Here is a 15,408-nt window from a genome sequence, read left to right on the forward strand (position 1 = left end):
CCGGCCTCCCTCCGCTCGCCGGAGAAACCGTATCGCAGTTGTCAGTGCAGCAGGACCAGCGCCTGGAGCTCGCCGACCAGCCCGCCGATGACCGCGCCGACGGCGATCAGCTTCCATTCGTCCTGCCGGAACGCCGGGCGCAGCAGTTGTTCGAATTCCAGCGGCGTGAGCTTGCGCATCCGGTCGACGATCGTGTTGCGCACGTCGAGCGCGTTCACGGCGTAGTCCTCGGCGTGGCGGATCGTCTCGGGCACGCGTTGCGCGGCGATCGCGGCGGCCGTCTGCTTCATTTCCTGAAAGCGCTTCGTGCCGACAGCGATCGCGACGAACGGTTTCACCACGCTCGCCTGCGCGTCGATCGTCTTCTGCACCTCGCGCGTGATCATGGTGAACAGGCGATCGGACTTCGGGCCGCGCAGCACGGCTTCCAGCAGGTTGGGCACGGTGATGATCTCGCGGGCGATCATGTCGCCGTAGTCGGCGGCGACCTGGTCGCGGCGTTTCTGGAACACGCCTTGCCAGGTGTAGAGGCCGAAGAACCGTCTCGGCTCGCGGGGCAGGAAGATCATTTTCAACGCGAGCCAGTCGGTGAACCAGCCGATGCCGAGGCCGAACAGCGGCAGCACGATCGGCGATTTCGTGAACGTCCACACGAGCAGCTGAACGCAGCCGAGAATGAAGCCGAACACGATTCCGGAGCGTGCGATGAACTGCATTTCGGGTTTCGAGATGTCGCGGATCAGGCGGTTGAGGAGCGCCTTGTCGCGGACGAGGTTGGCCACGACCATGTGCTTGAGGTCGAGCACGTCTTCGATGTTGGCGGCGATTTCGCGCATGATCTTCGTGATCGCGCGCGGCGCTTCGGCCTGCACGCGCTTGAGCAGCAACTGCTGCGCGGCGGTGGGCAGCACCTCCCACAGCCGCGGCTGGTAGGTCTCCATCACCTCGCGCGTGACGTCTTCGACGACTTTGAGCAGCGGTTCTTCGATTTCCTTGGCGACCTGCGCGGGGTCGAGCCGGGCGAAAATCTCCTTCGGGTCGACGAGGTTCGTGGTGAGCATTTCCGTCGCGGTCGTCGCCATGCGTTCGGCGTTCGCGGGCAGCACGCCCTGCCACCCGAGGAACGGTCTGATCCCGGCGAACTCGACGGGGCGGAACATCATCTCGATGGCCACGCGCTTGGTGACGTAGCCGATCAGCGCGGCGATGAACGGCATCGTCGCGTAGACCTGCCAGTGGTGCACCGCGCTTGCCTCCCCGTGTCGCGCTCAGGCGCACGGTAGCGGGCGGCGGCCGGTGCGTCGGGGAGCCGCGTCGGGCGTTCACCGGTTCGGGCTTCGCTCGGCTTCCGGCCGGCCCGGCTGCGGATCGACGGTGGTGGCTCTTCGGGGCCGCGAATTCGCCGGGTTCGTGCCGGTCGGGCCGAAGATCGATCCGGCGCGTCGTTTCGGACCGTCCATTCCGGTCTCCCACCGTTTCCGCGTTGTTCTCCCGGCCGTCCCTCCTCGTCTGCGATGCCATGCGTGACCGGGGGTTGCGCATTTTGTAATGCAGCCGTTTGGCGGTACGTATACACGGACCTGCCCTCACTAAGGTGGCCCGATGGTCGCGCCTGAGAAGTCCGAAGCCACCCCGAAGAGCGCCCCGTTCGCCGTCGCCGTCAGGGGTTATAACCAGCGCCAGGTCGACGAGCGGCTCATGGCGCTCTCGCGTGAGCTACGGGAGACGTCGCACAGCCGCGACGAGGCCATCGCGACGGCCGGAGAGCTGTCCAAGGCCCTCACCACCACGCAGAACGAGCTGTCCGAGACGAAGGCCGCGCTCGTGCGGCTGAGCTCGAGCCCGTCCGGCGCCGGCGCCATGGCCGAGCGCGTGCGCATGATGATGCAGCTCGCCGAGGAGGAGATCGCCGACCTCCGCGCCGCCGCCGAAGCCGACGCCACCGCCACCCGGGCCGAGGCGGACAAGTACGCGCACGAATCGCAGCGCACCGTCGAGCGCCTGGGCAAGGAAGCGGAAGCCGAGCGCGAGCGGCTGCTGTCGGAGGCACAGGCGGACATCGCGTCTCGTATTGCTTCGGCCGAGGCGGACATCGACGAGCGGACGGCTGCCGCCGACGCGGACATCGAGCGCCGGACCCGGGCCGCGGATGAGGACATCGCTTCTCGCACCGCGGCGGCGAATGAAGACATCGCCACGCGCACGGCCGCCGCCAACGAGGACATCGCGACCCGCACCGCAGCCGCCGACCGCGCCCGCACGGAAGCCGACGAAGCCGCCGCCCGCGCCCGCGCCGAAGCCGACGAGTCGGCCACCCGCGCCCGCGTCGAGGCCGACGCCGCCGCCGAAGCCGCCTCCGCCGCCGCCCGTGCCGAGGCTGACCGCGTCGCGTCCGAGGAGATCGCCGCCAAGCGCTCCCAGACGGACACCGCCCTCGCCGACGCCCTCCAGCAGCAGACCGAGGCCACCGAAGCCCGCACCCTGGCGCTCGACCTGCGGGCCAGGGTGGCGGACCGGTTGGCCGCCACCAACGTCGCTGTTCAGGAAGCCCTGCGCCTGCTGAACCCGGCGGACCAGGCGGCTACGGAGCCGGAGTCCGTTGAGGACACTGCTTCCGAGTCGGAAGACGTCGCCGTTCGCTGATTTCTCCGGTCATTTGCGGGCCCACCACACCGGTGGGCCCGCTCTTTTTTTCGGCTACGCCTCGCGCGCCATGGCTGTCGGCCCCGAGAATGTCGCTGTCCACCAGCGCCGGGTTCCGGAGGCCTAGTCCCTTGATCCTCGAAGTCGAACGCGCAGCCATCTGCTCCCACGCCCGCCGCCTGGCTCCGGACGGCCTGGCCGTCGCCACCTCCGGCAACCTCTCCATCCGCGACGGCGCCCTCGTCGCCGTCACCCCCACCGGCGTCCGCTACTCGACCTTGAAGCCCTCGGACATCCCGATCGTCGGCCTCGACGGCGAACCCGTCGACGGCAGCCTCCGGCCCACCAGCGAACTCCCCATGCACCTGGCCGTCTACAACCACGCCACCGACCCCGACGGCTCCCCGGTGAACGCGGTCGTCCACACGCACTCCGCCCACGCCACGGCGGTGTCCACGCTGGTCGACGAGCTCCCGCCCATCCACTACCTGGTGGCGACCATCGGCCCGTCGGTCCGCGTGGCCCCCTACGCGACGTACGGCACTGCTGCCTTGGCCACCCACATCCTCACTGCGCTGGAGTCTCGCCGGGGGTGTCTGCTCGCCAACCACGGCACTGTCACCTATGGGGCCACGTTGGGTGCGGCTTACGACCGGGCTCGTCAGCTTGAGTGGCTGTGTCAGGTGTGGCTGTTGGCTCGGTCGGGTGGTACGCCGGCATTGTTGCCGCAGGATGAGATTGAGCAGGTGGTGGAAAAACTGCGTGGTTACGGTCAGGGCTGAAGCGTCGCCTGCATCCGTTCAATGCCGCGCAGCACCCTTTCGCGATTCTTGGCCGCTTTCAACCACGCGGGCAACTTGGCGACCATCGTCATCCTCCGCCGCCACTCACCCTCGCCGACAACCACCTTCTCCCGAAGCCTCGCAACGACAAAGGCCTCGAGGTAATCAAGGTGCGCTTCGTTGTACGCCCACAGCACATTCCCACCGCAATCGCCCTGCAACCACAGCGGTTCCTGTAGATACGGATCGCACACAGTCCCCGATGGCGCCGGCCCGTATCGCGTCTGACCCGTCTGGCCCCGCACATAACCGCACTGCCCACACGCCAGCCGCCGGGGCTCGCGCAGCTCCGCACCCGCCCCGGGTACGACAACAACCCTCGCGCACTCGCCGCACCGCGGACACCGCACCAGCACCTCACCGGCGGAAAAGTGCCACGCGGTCAGCCGCTGGTCGCGGAACCGCAGCTGATCGGCTGTCACGTTGGTCCCTTCGGTCGGCAGAGCTGACCACGGAAGTACAGGGTACGTAGATGCCGGCCGATCCCTATTGCCATTTTCGGCGGGCTAGAACTGGTAGTACAAAAACGGACTGAACGTCCCCGTAGCCACCAGAATCGCGGCATACACCAGCCCCGCCGTCATCACGCCCACTCGCAAAGCCGTCGCCGGACGCGTCCTCGATGACTCCAGCAACGGTCCCGTGACCGGGTGCGCCGGGAGCACGAACACGGCCAAAGCCAGGAGCAAAATCACCAGCCGCTGGTTCGTCAACGCGCTCGATACCACATCGCCCAGCCCGCCGAAGTCCGGCAGGAGCATGTGGCCGATCATGCTCAACGCGTGCGGCAGGTCGGTGGAGCGGAAGAACACCCAGCCGAACACCACGAGGACCAGGGTCAGCACCCGGCGGCCGATGCGGGCGGCGCGGCCGGCCGGGGTGTCGCCGAGGTTGAAGCGGCGTTCGATGACCAGGAGGGCGCCGTGGTAGCAGCCCCAGACCAGGAAGGTCCATTGGGCGCCGTGCCAGAAGCCCGTGAGGACGAAGACGATGCAGAGGTTGCGGTAGGTCTTGCCGGCGCCCGAGCGGTTGCCGCCGAGGGGGATGTAGACGTAGTCGCGGAACCAGCGAGACAGGGACATGTGCCAGCGGCGCCAGAACTCCGTGATGGTGACCGACGAGTACGGCCGCGCGAAGTTCTCCGGGAGGCGGAAGCCCAGCATGCGGCCGAGGCCGATGGCCATGTCCGAGTAGCCCGAGAAGTCGAAGAACAGCTGCAGCGTGTAGCCGATGGCGCCGAGCCAGGCCGTCGCGAAGGTCATCTGGTCGGGGGGCGTGGAGAAGCACGCTTCGACCATCGGACTGAGCGAGTCGGCGACGATGGACTTCTTGCACAGCCCCAGTGCGAACCGTGGGAAGCCGGCGGCGATGTCGTCGAGGCGGTGGGAACGCTGCTGCGGCAGCTGGTCCGCGATCTCGCGGTAACGCACGATGGGACCGGCGATGAGCTGCGGGAACATCGCGATGTACGCCGCGAACGACACGGGGTTGCGAAGCGCGCGACGTTCGCCGCGATAGATGTCCACGACGTACGAAATGTGGTGGAACGTGTAGAACGAGATGCCGATCGGCACCACGATGTTCGCGACCCCGACGTCCCCGCCGAACCAGTGCGCGACGGCCGCGATCTGCTGCGTCGCGAAGCCCGCGTACTTCCAGATGACGAGCACCAGCACGTCGAGCGTGACGAGGCCGATGAGGATCCGCTTGCGCCGCGTGCCGCGGACGTCCCAGGGGCTGGGCTCGAGCGCCGGGCCGGCGAGGAAGTTGACGGCCATGCAGCCGAGCAGCAGGAACAGGTACGGCCCGGCGCCGATCGTGTAGAACAGCTGGCTCGCCACCGCGACGATGCCGTTGCGCCAGCTGCGGGGGCACACCAGTACGGCGACCAGCACCGCAGGCATGAAGTACCACAAGAACAGCGGCGAAACGAACGACATCGGTGACGGACCCCCTCGGTTCCGGAGCTGACCTTAGCCCGAGCGGGTGGCTCGGTGGAGTGAAGGCCAGCGGATCCGGACGCGAATCACTGAGGGTGGTGGCGAAAGGGGCAACCGGACCGGTCGCACCGAGGGGTTCAGACCACTGCCGGGCCGCCCCGACAACAGGCAGCCCGGCAGCAGTGGAACAAAACCGTCAGCCCAGCCGGCCCGCCGCGCGGCGGCGGCGGGCGACCTCGGCCAGCAGCACGCCGGCGGCCACCGAGGCGTTCAGGGACTCGACGCCCGCCGCCATCGGGATGGAGACCGTGGCGTCGCAGGTTTCGCGGACCAGTCGTGACAGGCCGCGGCCCTCGGAGCCCAGGACGATGACCAGCGGGTCGGCTGCGAGTTCGAGGGCGTCGATGTCGACGGTGCCATCGGCGTCGAGGCCCACGATCATGAGGCCGTCCGATGCCCAGGCCTTCAGTTGGCGCGTGAGGTTCGTCGCGACGGCGATCGGGAGCTTCGCGGCTGTGCCGGCGCTCGTGCGCCACGCGACGGCCGTCATGCCGGCGCTGCGGCGCTCGGGCAGGAGCACGCCGTGGGCCCCGAACGCGGCGGCCGACCGGATCACCGCGCCGAGGTTGCGCGGGTCGGTGACGCCGTCGAGTGCGACGAACAGCGGGGTGTTGCCGGAGTCGCGTGCGGCTTCCATGAGGTCGTTCGGGTGGGCGTACTCGAACGGTGGCACCTGCAGGCCCAGGCCCTGGTGCATGGCGCGGTTGGTCTTGCGGTCGAGCTCCTCGCGCGGGATCTCCAGGATGGAGATGCCCTTGTCGGCCGCCAGCCGGACGGCCTCGTTCACGCGGTCGTCGATCTCGATGTTCACCGCCACGTACAGCGCGGTGCCCGGGACGTCGGCGCGCAGGGCCTCGACGACCGGGTTGCGGCCGGCGATGAGCTCCGGGCGGTCGGCCTTCTTCTGCCGCGCCTGCTCCCGCGTCTTCGCGGCGTTGGCGGAGCGGTACGCCTTGTGCCCGGGCCGGTCCTCGGCCTTCGGCGTGGGGCCCTTGCCCTCGAGCGCCTTGCGCCGCTGCCCGCCGGAGCCGACGACCTGGCCCTTCTTGGTGCCGGTCTTGCGGACGGCGCCCTGACGCCGTGAGTTGCCTGCCATGTGTAACCGAGTCCTTAATCCACCGCAGTGGAACGGATCAGGAGTTCCTGACCGTCCACTGCGGACCGTTCGGGGTGTCCTCAACCACGATGCCCGCCTGCGTGAGGCGGTCACGGGCGGCGTCCGCGCGCGCGAAGTCCTTCGCGGCGCGCGCCTCCTGGCGTTCGGCCAGTAAGCCTTGTACGAGCTCGTCGAGTGCTTCGCGGACGGGGGTCTCGCTGCCGCCGCCGTCGGCCCAGCGCTCCGACAGCGGGTCGATGCCGAGCACCCCCGTCATCGCACGCACCGAGAAAGCGAGTTCGAGAGCCTTGGGAGTATCGCCCGCGTCGAGCGCGGCATTACCGTCACGAACCGTGTTGTGCACCACGGCGAACGCGGCCGGCGTGGCCAGGTCGTCGTCCATCGCGGTGGCGAAGTCCGGCTGCACGGCGCCCGCGAGCACCTCGCCGGCGGTCGCCGCGCGCCGCAGGAACGCCTCGATGCGCCGGTAACCCTGCGCCGCCTCCGCGACCGCGCCGTCGGAGTACTCCACGGTGGAGCGGTAGTGCGGCTGCACGAGGTAGTAGCGCAGCTCGGGCGCGCGGTAGCGCTCCAGCATCGCCGGGATCGACACGGTGTTGCCCAGCGACTTCGACATCTTCTCGCCGGACATCGTCACCCACGCGTTGTGCAGCCAGTACCGCGCGAACGGGTCGCCGACGGCGTTCGACTGCGCGCGTTCGTTCTCGTGGTGCGGGAAGACCAGGTCGACGCCGCCGCCGTGGATGTCGAACTCGGGGCCGAGGTAGTTGGTCGACATCGCCGAGCACTCCAGGTGCCAGCCCGGCCGCCCGTCGCCCCACGGCGTCGGCCACGACGGCTCGCCCGGCTTCGCGCTCTTCCACAGCGTGAAGTCACGCGAGTCGCGCTTGCCGCGCGTCGGCGTCTCGCCCTGCTGCACCTCGTCGAGCTGCTGGCCCGAGAGCTTGCCGTAGCCGTCGAACGACTTCACCGAGAAGTAGACGTCACCGTCGGCCGCGTAGGCGTGCCCGGTGTCGATCAAGCGCTGCATCAGCGTGATCATCTGCGTGATGTGCCCGGTCGCGCGCGGGTTGACCGACGGCGCGAGGCAGCCAAGGTCGTCGTAAGCCTTCTCGAACGCGCGCTCGTGCGTGGTCGCCCACTCCCACCACGGCCGGCCCGCTTCGGCGGCCTTGGTGAGGATCTTGTCGTCGATGTCGGTGACGTTGCGGACCAGGAGCACGTCGAGTCCACTGTGGAGCAGCCAGCGCCGCAGGACGTCGTAGTTCAGCACTCCCCGCACGTGCCCGATGTGGGGCACGCCCTGCACGGTGGCGCCACACAGGTAGATGGACGCCGTTCCGCTGCGGACGGGAACGAACTCCCGAGGGGCACGGGTCGCGGTGTCGAACAGGTGTAGGGCCACCCATAAAGGGTACGGGGTCGGTGTGGGCGATGTCGCAAGACGTCAAAAGACGTCGTGCTTGCGCAAGGCTCCGAGAAGTGCATCCGGCCGTTCGGCGGTGGGGAGCGGGTCGACGAGCTCGAACGCGCAGCCCAGAGCGCGGGCGCCGCCGTCGGCCTCCTCGCTGTCGCCGACCATCAGGGTCTCTTCGGCGCGAACGCCCAGCTGGTCGATGGCCGCGCGGAAGATCTCGGGCTGCGGTTTGACGGCTCCGACCTCGAACGACAGCACGAACGAGGAGATGTGGGCGTCCCAGCCGCGTTGGGCGAAGGCGGGGCGGATGTCGAAGGCGATGTTGCTGAGAACGCCGACCTTGCGCCCGGCCGAGGCGCCGAGCTTGAGAGCGGCTTCGGTGTCGGGATAGGGCGTCCACTCGCTGGGGGTGATGAGGCGGTTGTAGAGGGCCTCGGCCTGGTCGCGGTGGGGGACGCCGGAACGGGAGAGAACTTCGAGATAGACCTTCCGGTGGAGGCCGGGGTCGAGGTCGCGGTCGTTCCAGGCCCGCTGGTACTCGGCGTCGAGCTCGACGACCTGGCCGACGGGGGCGGTCATGCGGCGCATGAGCTCAGTCTGGGCTTCCAGGTCGAGGGATTCGCCGTCGTCGTCGATGAGGTGGGTGAGCCAGGAGGAGTCCTGTTCCAGTCGGAAGAGGGTGCCGGAGAAGTCGAAGCGGTGGGGAGGTGCTGCGCGTGGCCTGAGTTGGGCAGGCGGGTGGCGGTTGAGTGGGGGCCAAAGCGCCCCAATGTGGCGTTCGGTGCGTTGAGCGCAACGAACGCCGCATTGGGTGCGTTGGGTGCAACGAACGCCGCGTTGGGTGCGGTGGGTGGGGCGGAGGTGGGTGGGGCGGAGGCCGTGCGGGTGTGGGCGGGGCGAGGTCAGTCGCGGGTGAGGAGGGCGGTGGCGATGGCGGCGATGCCTTCGCCGCGGCCGGTGAGGCCGAGGCCGTCGGTGGTGGTGCCGGCGACGCTGACCGGAGCGCCGATGGCGGTGCCGAGGACGTGTTGCGCTTCGGTGCGGCGTTTGCCGATGCGGGGGTGGTTGCCGATGATCTGGACGGTGGCGTTGGCGACGCGCCAGCCTTCGGCTTCGAGCAGGGTGCGGACTTCGGCGAGCATGTCGGTGCCGTGGGCGCCGTCCATGCGGGGGTCGCCGGTGCCGAAGACGGCGCCGAGGTCGCCGAGGCCGGCGGCGGACAGCAGGGCGTCGCAGAGGGCGTGGGAGGCGACGTCGCCGTCGGAGTGGCCGGCGCAGCCGTCGGCGCCGGGCCAGAGGAGGCCGGCCATCCAGCAGTCGCGGCCGGGTTCGATGGGGTGGACGTCGACGCCGTTGCCCACACGCAGGTCGGTCACAGTGGGGCCTCCTGGTCGCCGCCGGCCACGAGGGCTTCGGCGAGCGTGAGTTCGAAGGCGCTCGCGACGCGCATGGCGTCGGGGTCGCCGGGGACGGTGGTCGCGCCGGCCACGGAGTCGAGGCCGGGGGTGGGGCTCGAAGCAAGCGCCGCGCGGAACGCGTCGAGCGAGAAGCCGACGGGGGTCTGGGCGGTGCGCAGGCCGTCGCGGTCGACGGTGGCGGTGATCAAGCCGGCGTCGGTCGCCTTCACGGTGTCCGCCATCGGGAGCACCGGCACTACGACAGATGCACCTTCACGGACCGTGGTCAGTACTTCACGGAAAGTCCGTTGTGGAGTGAAGGCGCGCAAGGCGTCGTGGACGAGGACCACGGCATCAGGGGAAAGCGAGGGCTCGACGGCGGGGAAAACCTGCCGGAGCGACGCGCCGGGGACGAACCGGCAGCGATCGGACAGCCCGGGAACCAGGTCCGCTAGAGCGTCCGAAAACGACTCAGCACACCGAGTTGGGGCTGACACGACCACCAGATCGAGCTCTGGTGTGTCGAGCAGCCCCCGCACGGTGTGTTTGAGAAGAACTTCACCGTTCACCGTCGTGAGAGCACGCTCTTCATCGGCGGTGTGGTGTGCGACAGTCACGAACGCGACGCTCTGCACCTGCTGGTTCATCGGGTCGTGATCGTAGAGAAGTGGCTGCCCGGTGCCTCCGCCGGGAGCCGGATGACCCCGAGGGTCAGACCGTCGCGGTTTCCAGAACTTCGTCGAGGAGTGTTTCCGCCTTGTCCTCGTCGGTGCCTTCCGCGAGCGCGAGCTCGCTGACCAGAATTTGCCGCGCCTTCGCCAGCATGCGCTTCTCGCCGGCTGAAAGTCCGCGGTCCTTCTCTCGCCGCCAGAGGTCGCGCACCACTTCGGCCACCTTGTTCACATCGCCGGAGGCGAGCTTCTCCAGGTTGGCCTTGTACCGACGAGACCAGTTCGTGGGCTCTTCGGTGTGGGGAGCACGCAGTACGTCGAAAACCTTGTCCAGTCCTTCTTGCCCGACGACATCACGCACACCGACGATCTCGGCGTTGTCAGCAGGCACGCGAACCGTGAGATCCCCTTGCGCGACTTTGAGGACGAGGTACTTCTTTTCCTCGCCCTTGATCACGCGGGTCTCGATGGCTTCGATGAGTGCGGCACCGTGGTGCGGGTAGACGACGGTCTCTCCGACCTTGAAAACCATGTGTCCTCTGCCCCTTTCGCTGATTCCATCTTAGCACGGTCTTCAGATGGCCACCTAGCGACCCGGGATCGTCGTCGCAGGTCAGCGGCTTGGCGGGGGTTGACAAACCTGAATCGCCCGTGCTCATGCTGGTGATGGGGAAGGCGTTGATCAGCAGGTCCGAAATCCTAATTGGACGGTTGATCTTGGGTCTTGGCGCACCCGTTGGGCCCCACCGGTTCCGTGCGCGCGGCGGCGCCCGGCTAGTCTTCGTCGTGACGAGGCCGTGAGATGGAAGGACTCTGACGTGAGGCTGCAGAAACGTCGTGTGCTCGGCGCAGGTGTGTCGGCGCTCGGTGCCGCGCTGGTGCTCGCCGGTTGCGGCGCCGGTCAGATCACCCAGACCGACACGCAGCAGCCTGCGGTCAACGGCACGTACGCGCAGGTGAAGACGCTGGTGCTGCGCGACGCCGCCGTCCAGTACCCCGCGCAGGGCGCCGCCTACTCGGCCGGCCAGCCCGCGCCGCTCACGCTCACGATCGTCAACCAGGGCACCCAGGACGACCAGCTCGTCTCGGTCAGCTCGGAGGGCACGAAGTCGCCGGCGCAGATCAGTGGCGCCACCGACATCGTCGCCGGGCACACGCTGGTCATCGGCCCGGACGACGCGGTCGAGTCGACCAACGAGCAGACCGCGCCAACCACGCCGACCACGTCGAGCTCGGCCTCCACACCGCCCAGTAACACCTCCTCGGGCGCGCCGACCGCCACGAGCAGCGCGTCCCCAGGCGACGGCGGCGCGGCGACGAAGCTGGGCCAGGGCACGGTCGTACTGCAGGACCTCACGCAGCCGCTGTGGCCGGGCATGACGATCAACGTCACCTTCACCTTCCGCAACGCGGGCCCGATCACCGTCGCGATGCCGGTCGCCGCGCCGGCCCACGTCGAGCCCTGACGGTTTTTGTCGGTGCCCGCCGATAGCCTCGGCGCGTGGTGAAGAAGACCAGCACCGTCTACCGGTGCGCGGAATGCGGGCATGAAGCCGCGAAGTGGCTCGGCCGCTGCCCGGAGTGCCAGGCCTGGGGCTCGCTCGAAGAGCGGGGCGGAGTCAAACCGGCGATCACGCGAGTGGCTGCGGGTGCGCCGAGCGCGCCCGCGCGGCCCATCGGCGAGGTCGACGTCGAGACAGCCCGCGCGAAGGCGACCGGCGTCTCCGAACTCGACCGCGTGCTCGGTGGCGGGCTCGTGCCCGGTGCTGTGGTGTTGCTGGCCGGCGAACCCGGTGTCGGCAAGTCGACCCTGCTGCTCGAAGTGGCATTCCAGTGGGCCAAAACGGCCGGGCGCTCCCTGTATGTCACGGGTGAGGAGTCGGCCGGGCAGGTCCGGCTGCGTGCCGAGCGCACGGGCAACGTCCATGGCGAGATGTTCCTCGCGGCCGAGAGCGACCTGTCGGCGGTCCTGGGCCACGTCGACGCCGTGAAACCGGGTGTGCTGATCGTCGATTCGGTGCAGACGATGGCATCACCGCTGGTGGAGGGCTCGCCGGGCGGAGTCACCCAGGTGCGTGCCGTCGCGGCGGGGCTCGTGGCGCTGGCCAAGGAACGCGGGCTGCCCGTGGTGCTGGTGGGCCACGTGACGAAGGACGGCTCGGTCGCGGGTCCGCGCGTGCTGGAGCACCTCGTCGACGTCGTGCTGCAGTTCGAGGGCGACAAGCATTCGACGCTGCGCATGGTGCGCGGCATCAAGAACCGCTTCGGCGCGGCCGACGAGATCGGCTGCTTCGAGCTCACCGAGGGCGGCATCGTCGGCGTGCCCGACCCGTCCGGGCTGTTCATGAGCCGCACCGCCGAACCGGTGCCGGGCACGGCCATCACGGTCGCCATGGAGGGCAAACGGCCACTGCTGGGCGAGGTGCAGGCGCTGGTGTCGAGCACGAGCATGCCGCAGCCCCGGCGCGCGGTGAGCGGCCTCGACTCCTCGCGCGTGGCGATGGTCCTCGCCGTGCTGGAGAAACGCGGCCGGCTGAAGCTGGGTGACAAGGACGTCTACGTCGCCACGGTCGGTGGGATGAAGATCACCGAACCCTCGATCGACCTGGCGCTGGTCCTGGCGCTCACGTCGTCGATGCACGACGTCGCGTTGTCCCAGCGCCTGGTCGCCGTCGGCGAGGTCGGGCTGGCCGGCGAGGTGCGGCGGGTGCCCAACGTCGCGCGCCGCCTCGCGGAGGCCGCGCGGCTCGGCTACACCCACGCCCTGGTGCCACCCGACTCCGGCAAGCTGCCCGACGGCATCCGCGCCCTAGAGGTCGGCGACGTCGCCAGTGCGCTCAACGCCGCCAACCACGCGAAGTGATCACGACCCGAATTCGCTGGTGATCTCGAAGCTGAACTTCGCGGTGCTGAGCGTCTCGCCCGGGTGGATCCCGTAGAAGTTCTGGTTCGTGACATCGCGCGCGCTGAGCAGCTGGGAAGTCGAGTTGTCGACGTCGATCACCAGCTGGTGGTTGCCGTAGCTGACCAGGTAGGTGTCGGTGTCGCCTTCGACCTTCCACGTCGTGGCCTGGCTGCGCAGGAGATCGATGATCGCCGCGCGCACCGGGCGCGGCGCGAGCCCCGACGCGAGCACGGTGAGCAGGCGCATCTGGATGTCGCCAGGCCCCGCGTAGGTCGCGACCGCGGACCCGGGGGTGGGCGCCAGCGGTGTCTTCGCCGTGGTCGTCGCGCCGGCTGCTTGCTGGAAGAGGCCGGGGTACGACTGCATCGGCGGGAGGACCTCCGTGGCGCCGTCCACGAACCGCTGGGGTGGCGAGGACGCGCTCGTGACGTCTTTCAGCAGAGCCGCGCTGTCCGTCGGCAGGTTCTCGACGAATGCCGGCGTCGGCCGGTACCAGCCGCCGGGGACGTCCGTGTCCCAGCCGCCGGGGTAGGGGAACGGCGTCCTGAAGTCGCCGCCCGCGGCGATCTGCGTGGTGGAGTCCGGGCCGGGCAGGCTCGCCTTGTCGTAGGTCTGCCCCGTGAGCACGACCGGGTCGCCATCGCGGGTCCACTTGCGCATCCACATGTCCGACCGGTCGGCCGGGATCCAGAACTCGACCTTCTGCTGCACGGCGAACGCACTGCGGTCGGCCACCCACTCGATGTCCGTGTAGGTGTTGGTCACGTGGGTGTACTGGCCGGGACCGGGCCGCACGTCGGCGGTCGCCGTGGCGGCGGGGGCCACCGTGGCGGGCTGTTCGACGATCTCGCGGGCCACGACCACACCACCCGTCACCACGACCACCGCGGCGGCCACCGCGATCCAGCGCCACGTACCCGACCGCTTCTTCGCAGGCGGGGCGGTGTGGGCCTGGCCGGTCTCGGCCGAGGCGGCCCGCAGCAGCGTCGCGCGGGCGCGGTCCAGCTCCGCGGGGTCGGTGCGGACGTGGGGGTGCAAGGCGTCGAGGGCTTCGTCGAGCTCGGCGTCGGACCACAGGTGGCGCACGTTGTCGTCGTTCACAGTTCCTTCGCCTCCTCGGCGGTGTCAGCGGCCTGGACGGATGCGGCGTTGGCCCGAAGCCAGCGCCGGATGCGGTGCAGCCGCGAGCGGATCGTGCCAGGCGGCACACCCAGTGCTTCGGCGACCTCAGTCGGCTCCAGCCCGGCCCACGACACGAGCAGGAGCGTGTCGCGGTCGGCGGCGTTGAGCTTCGCCAGCGCGCCGGCCAGCTGGGCCGCGCGGGTCTGCGCGTCCACCTGGTCGGCGACGCGGCCGTCGTGCCCGGCCGTGGAGTGTTCGCCGGTGGCCGCGAGCCGCGCGGTCGCCCTCAGCGCCCGCGTCTCGCTGCGGATGTGGTGGCGCAGCAGGTTCGTCGCGATCCCGTACAGCCACGAGCGCGCCGTGCCCAGGTCCGGCCGGTACGACTCGCGCCGCCGCAGCGCGACGAGGAACGTCTCGGCCATGAGGTCGTGGGCGGCGTCGTCGCCGACGCGGCGCGCGAGGTAGCGGTGCAGCTGGCGCGAGTGTGCGTCGAAGAGCCGCCCGAAAACGGGCGCCGGATCGGGAACGCCCAGGTCGGGACGGTCGAACGAGTCCGGCAACGCCGCCTCCGGATCGTCGTGGATCACCTGCATGCCCTGTGTTGCCCGCAGGGATCCGCGGCGTTCACAGCGGCGCTCACCGAGTGACCGGACTCACCAGATCGGGTGGTCGCTGAACTTCTCCAGCGTCGTGACGGACGGGCGGACGTAGAACAGGCCCGCCGCGTAGCCGAGCACGCCCAGGGCGAAGTTCGCGAAGGTGGCCAGCAGGTCCGTCGCACCGAAGCGGTCGTGGTCGCTCCACAGGTCCACGAGCGCCGACGCCGTGAGGGCCAGCAGGCAGGTGACGACGGTGGCCGTGAAGCAGGCGACCAGCGCCGTGCGCGCGGCTCGGGCGCGGGCGACCACGAGGTAGTCGCCCCGCAGGCAGCTGCGGCAGGCGAACACGACGACGGCTGTCATCACCACCGCGAGCGTCGGCAGCAGCAGGCCGATGACGCCCACGGGCGCGTCGGGGAGGCTGTGTCCGTGCAGCGGGCGGTTCACGAACGCGGTGACGCCGAACACGAACGCGGTGCCGACCAGCAGCGCGATGCCGGTGACCACGGAGCCGCTGCGCACGCGGCGGGCGAAGAGCGGGGGCAGCGGGGCGTAGTCCGTGGCTTCGCCGTAGTACTGCTTCATCCCGTCACCTCCTGCACCGACCTGCGTCCGAGCGACGAATGAACGTGCAAATGCTCGTGAAGGTCACCTTAAGGGACGGTAGGTCTCTCAAGGTGACCTTCACGGCACTT

General features: G+C 69.5%; 16 protein-coding genes. 4 read left to right on the forward strand and 12 right to left on the reverse strand.

All coding sequences use genetic code 11. From position 1 onward, the window contains the following. Positions 1-41 precede the first annotated feature (41 nt). Complete coding sequence (locus QRX50_RS11650) at positions 42-1,217, reverse strand: DUF445 domain-containing protein (RefSeq protein ID WP_285974429.1); 1,176 nt, start codon at positions 1,215-1,217, stop codon at positions 42-44. A 385-nt stretch (positions 1,218-1,602) separates the two neighbouring features. Between QRX50_RS11650 and QRX50_RS11655 the strand changes: the two genes are divergently transcribed. Together QRX50_RS11655 and QRX50_RS11660 are read left to right on the forward strand one after the other, a co-directional pair. Beyond that, on the forward strand, positions 1,603-2,643 hold the full coding sequence (locus QRX50_RS11655) for a coiled-coil domain-containing protein (RefSeq protein WP_285971958.1): 1,041 nt from the start codon (positions 1,603-1,605) through the stop codon (positions 2,641-2,643). A gap of 89 nt (positions 2,644-2,732) precedes the next feature. After that, positions 2,733-3,425, forward strand: coding sequence for a class II aldolase/adducin family protein (locus tag QRX50_RS11660; RefSeq protein ID WP_434533259.1), 693 nt, complete (start codon positions 2,733-2,735; stop codon positions 3,423-3,425). On the opposite strand, the gene QRX50_RS11665 is transcribed toward QRX50_RS11660, so the two are convergent. The 8 genes from QRX50_RS11665 to QRX50_RS11700 all read right to left on the reverse strand — a co-directional run bounded on the left by QRX50_RS11665 (position 3,416) and on the right by QRX50_RS11700 (position 10,619). After that, the gene (locus tag QRX50_RS11665) at positions 3,416-3,907 is read right to left on the reverse strand and encodes a bL32 family ribosomal protein (RefSeq protein WP_285971960.1); all 492 of its coding nucleotides are present in this window, start codon (positions 3,905-3,907) and stop codon (positions 3,416-3,418) included. The genes QRX50_RS11660 and QRX50_RS11665 overlap by 10 nt on opposite strands. An 84-nt stretch (positions 3,908-3,991) precedes the next feature. Then, positions 3,992-5,425, reverse strand: coding sequence for an MBOAT family O-acyltransferase (locus QRX50_RS11670; RefSeq protein ID WP_285971961.1), 1,434 nt, complete (start codon positions 5,423-5,425; stop codon positions 3,992-3,994). A gap of 196 nt (positions 5,426-5,621) precedes the next feature. After that, positions 5,622-6,581, reverse strand: a complete 960-nt coding sequence (rlmB, locus tag QRX50_RS11675) for a 23S rRNA (guanosine(2251)-2'-O)-methyltransferase RlmB (protein ID WP_285971962.1) — start codon at positions 6,579-6,581, stop codon at positions 5,622-5,624. A gap of 37 nt (positions 6,582-6,618) precedes the next feature. Then, positions 6,619-8,007 carry a cysteine--tRNA ligase gene (gene cysS, locus QRX50_RS11680; protein ID WP_285971963.1) on the reverse strand — a complete coding sequence of 463 codons (1,389 nt, stop codon included), beginning with the start codon at positions 8,005-8,007 and terminating at the stop codon, positions 6,619-6,621. Positions 8,008-8,049: 42 nt separating this feature from the next. Then, the gene (locus tag QRX50_RS11685) at positions 8,050-8,688 is read right to left on the reverse strand and encodes an HAD family hydrolase (protein ID WP_285974430.1); all 639 of its coding nucleotides are present in this window, start codon (positions 8,686-8,688) and stop codon (positions 8,050-8,052) included. 233 nt (positions 8,689-8,921) lie between these two features. After that, positions 8,922-9,386: a 2-C-methyl-D-erythritol 2,4-cyclodiphosphate synthase gene (gene ispF, locus QRX50_RS11690; protein WP_285974431.1), complete on the reverse strand. Its 465-nt coding sequence runs from the start codon at positions 9,384-9,386 to the stop codon at positions 8,922-8,924. 5 nt (positions 9,387-9,391) lie between these two features. Continuing rightward, positions 9,392-10,063, reverse strand: a complete 672-nt coding sequence (locus QRX50_RS11695; RefSeq protein ID WP_285971964.1) for an IspD/TarI family cytidylyltransferase — start codon at positions 10,061-10,063, stop codon at positions 9,392-9,394. A gap of 64 nt (positions 10,064-10,127) precedes the next feature. Beyond that, entirely contained in the window at positions 10,128-10,619 is a 492-nt protein-coding gene (locus QRX50_RS11700; RefSeq protein WP_033294400.1) for a CarD family transcriptional regulator, read from the reverse strand. 286 nt (positions 10,620-10,905) lie between these two features. Here QRX50_RS11700 and QRX50_RS11705 point away from each other — a divergent pair, with 286 nt between their 5' ends. Together QRX50_RS11705 and radA are read left to right on the forward strand one after the other, a co-directional pair. Further along, a complete protein-coding gene (locus QRX50_RS11705) occupies positions 10,906-11,553 on the forward strand; it encodes a copper chaperone PCu(A)C domain-containing protein (RefSeq protein WP_285971965.1) in 648 nt (215 codons plus the stop codon). 35 nt (positions 11,554-11,588) lie between these two features. Further along, the gene (gene radA / locus QRX50_RS11710; RefSeq protein ID WP_285971966.1) at positions 11,589-12,950 is read left to right on the forward strand and encodes a DNA repair protein RadA; all 1,362 of its coding nucleotides are present in this window, start codon (positions 11,589-11,591) and stop codon (positions 12,948-12,950) included. On the opposite strand, the gene QRX50_RS11715 is transcribed toward radA, so the two are convergent. The 3 genes from QRX50_RS11715 to QRX50_RS11725 are packed head-to-tail and all read right to left on the reverse strand — an operon-like array spanning position 12,951 to position 15,298. Further along, on the reverse strand, positions 12,951-14,093 hold the full coding sequence (locus QRX50_RS11715; protein ID WP_285971967.1) for a hypothetical protein: 1,143 nt from the start codon (positions 14,091-14,093) through the stop codon (positions 12,951-12,953). After that, positions 14,090-14,707 carry an RNA polymerase sigma factor gene (locus QRX50_RS11720; protein ID WP_285971968.1) on the reverse strand — a complete coding sequence of 206 codons (618 nt, stop codon included), beginning with the start codon at positions 14,705-14,707 and terminating at the stop codon, positions 14,090-14,092. The genes QRX50_RS11715 and QRX50_RS11720 overlap by 4 nt, the downstream gene beginning before the upstream one ends. Before the next feature lie 60 nt (positions 14,708-14,767). Further along, entirely contained in the window at positions 14,768-15,298 is a 531-nt protein-coding gene (locus QRX50_RS11725) for a hypothetical protein (RefSeq protein WP_285971969.1), read from the reverse strand. Between the last annotated feature and the right edge of the window lie 110 nt (positions 15,299-15,408).

The sequence above is a fragment of the Amycolatopsis sp. 2-15 genome (genome assembly GCF_030285625.1).
Lineage (GTDB): Bacteria > Actinomycetota > Actinomycetes > Mycobacteriales > Pseudonocardiaceae > Amycolatopsis > Amycolatopsis carbonis.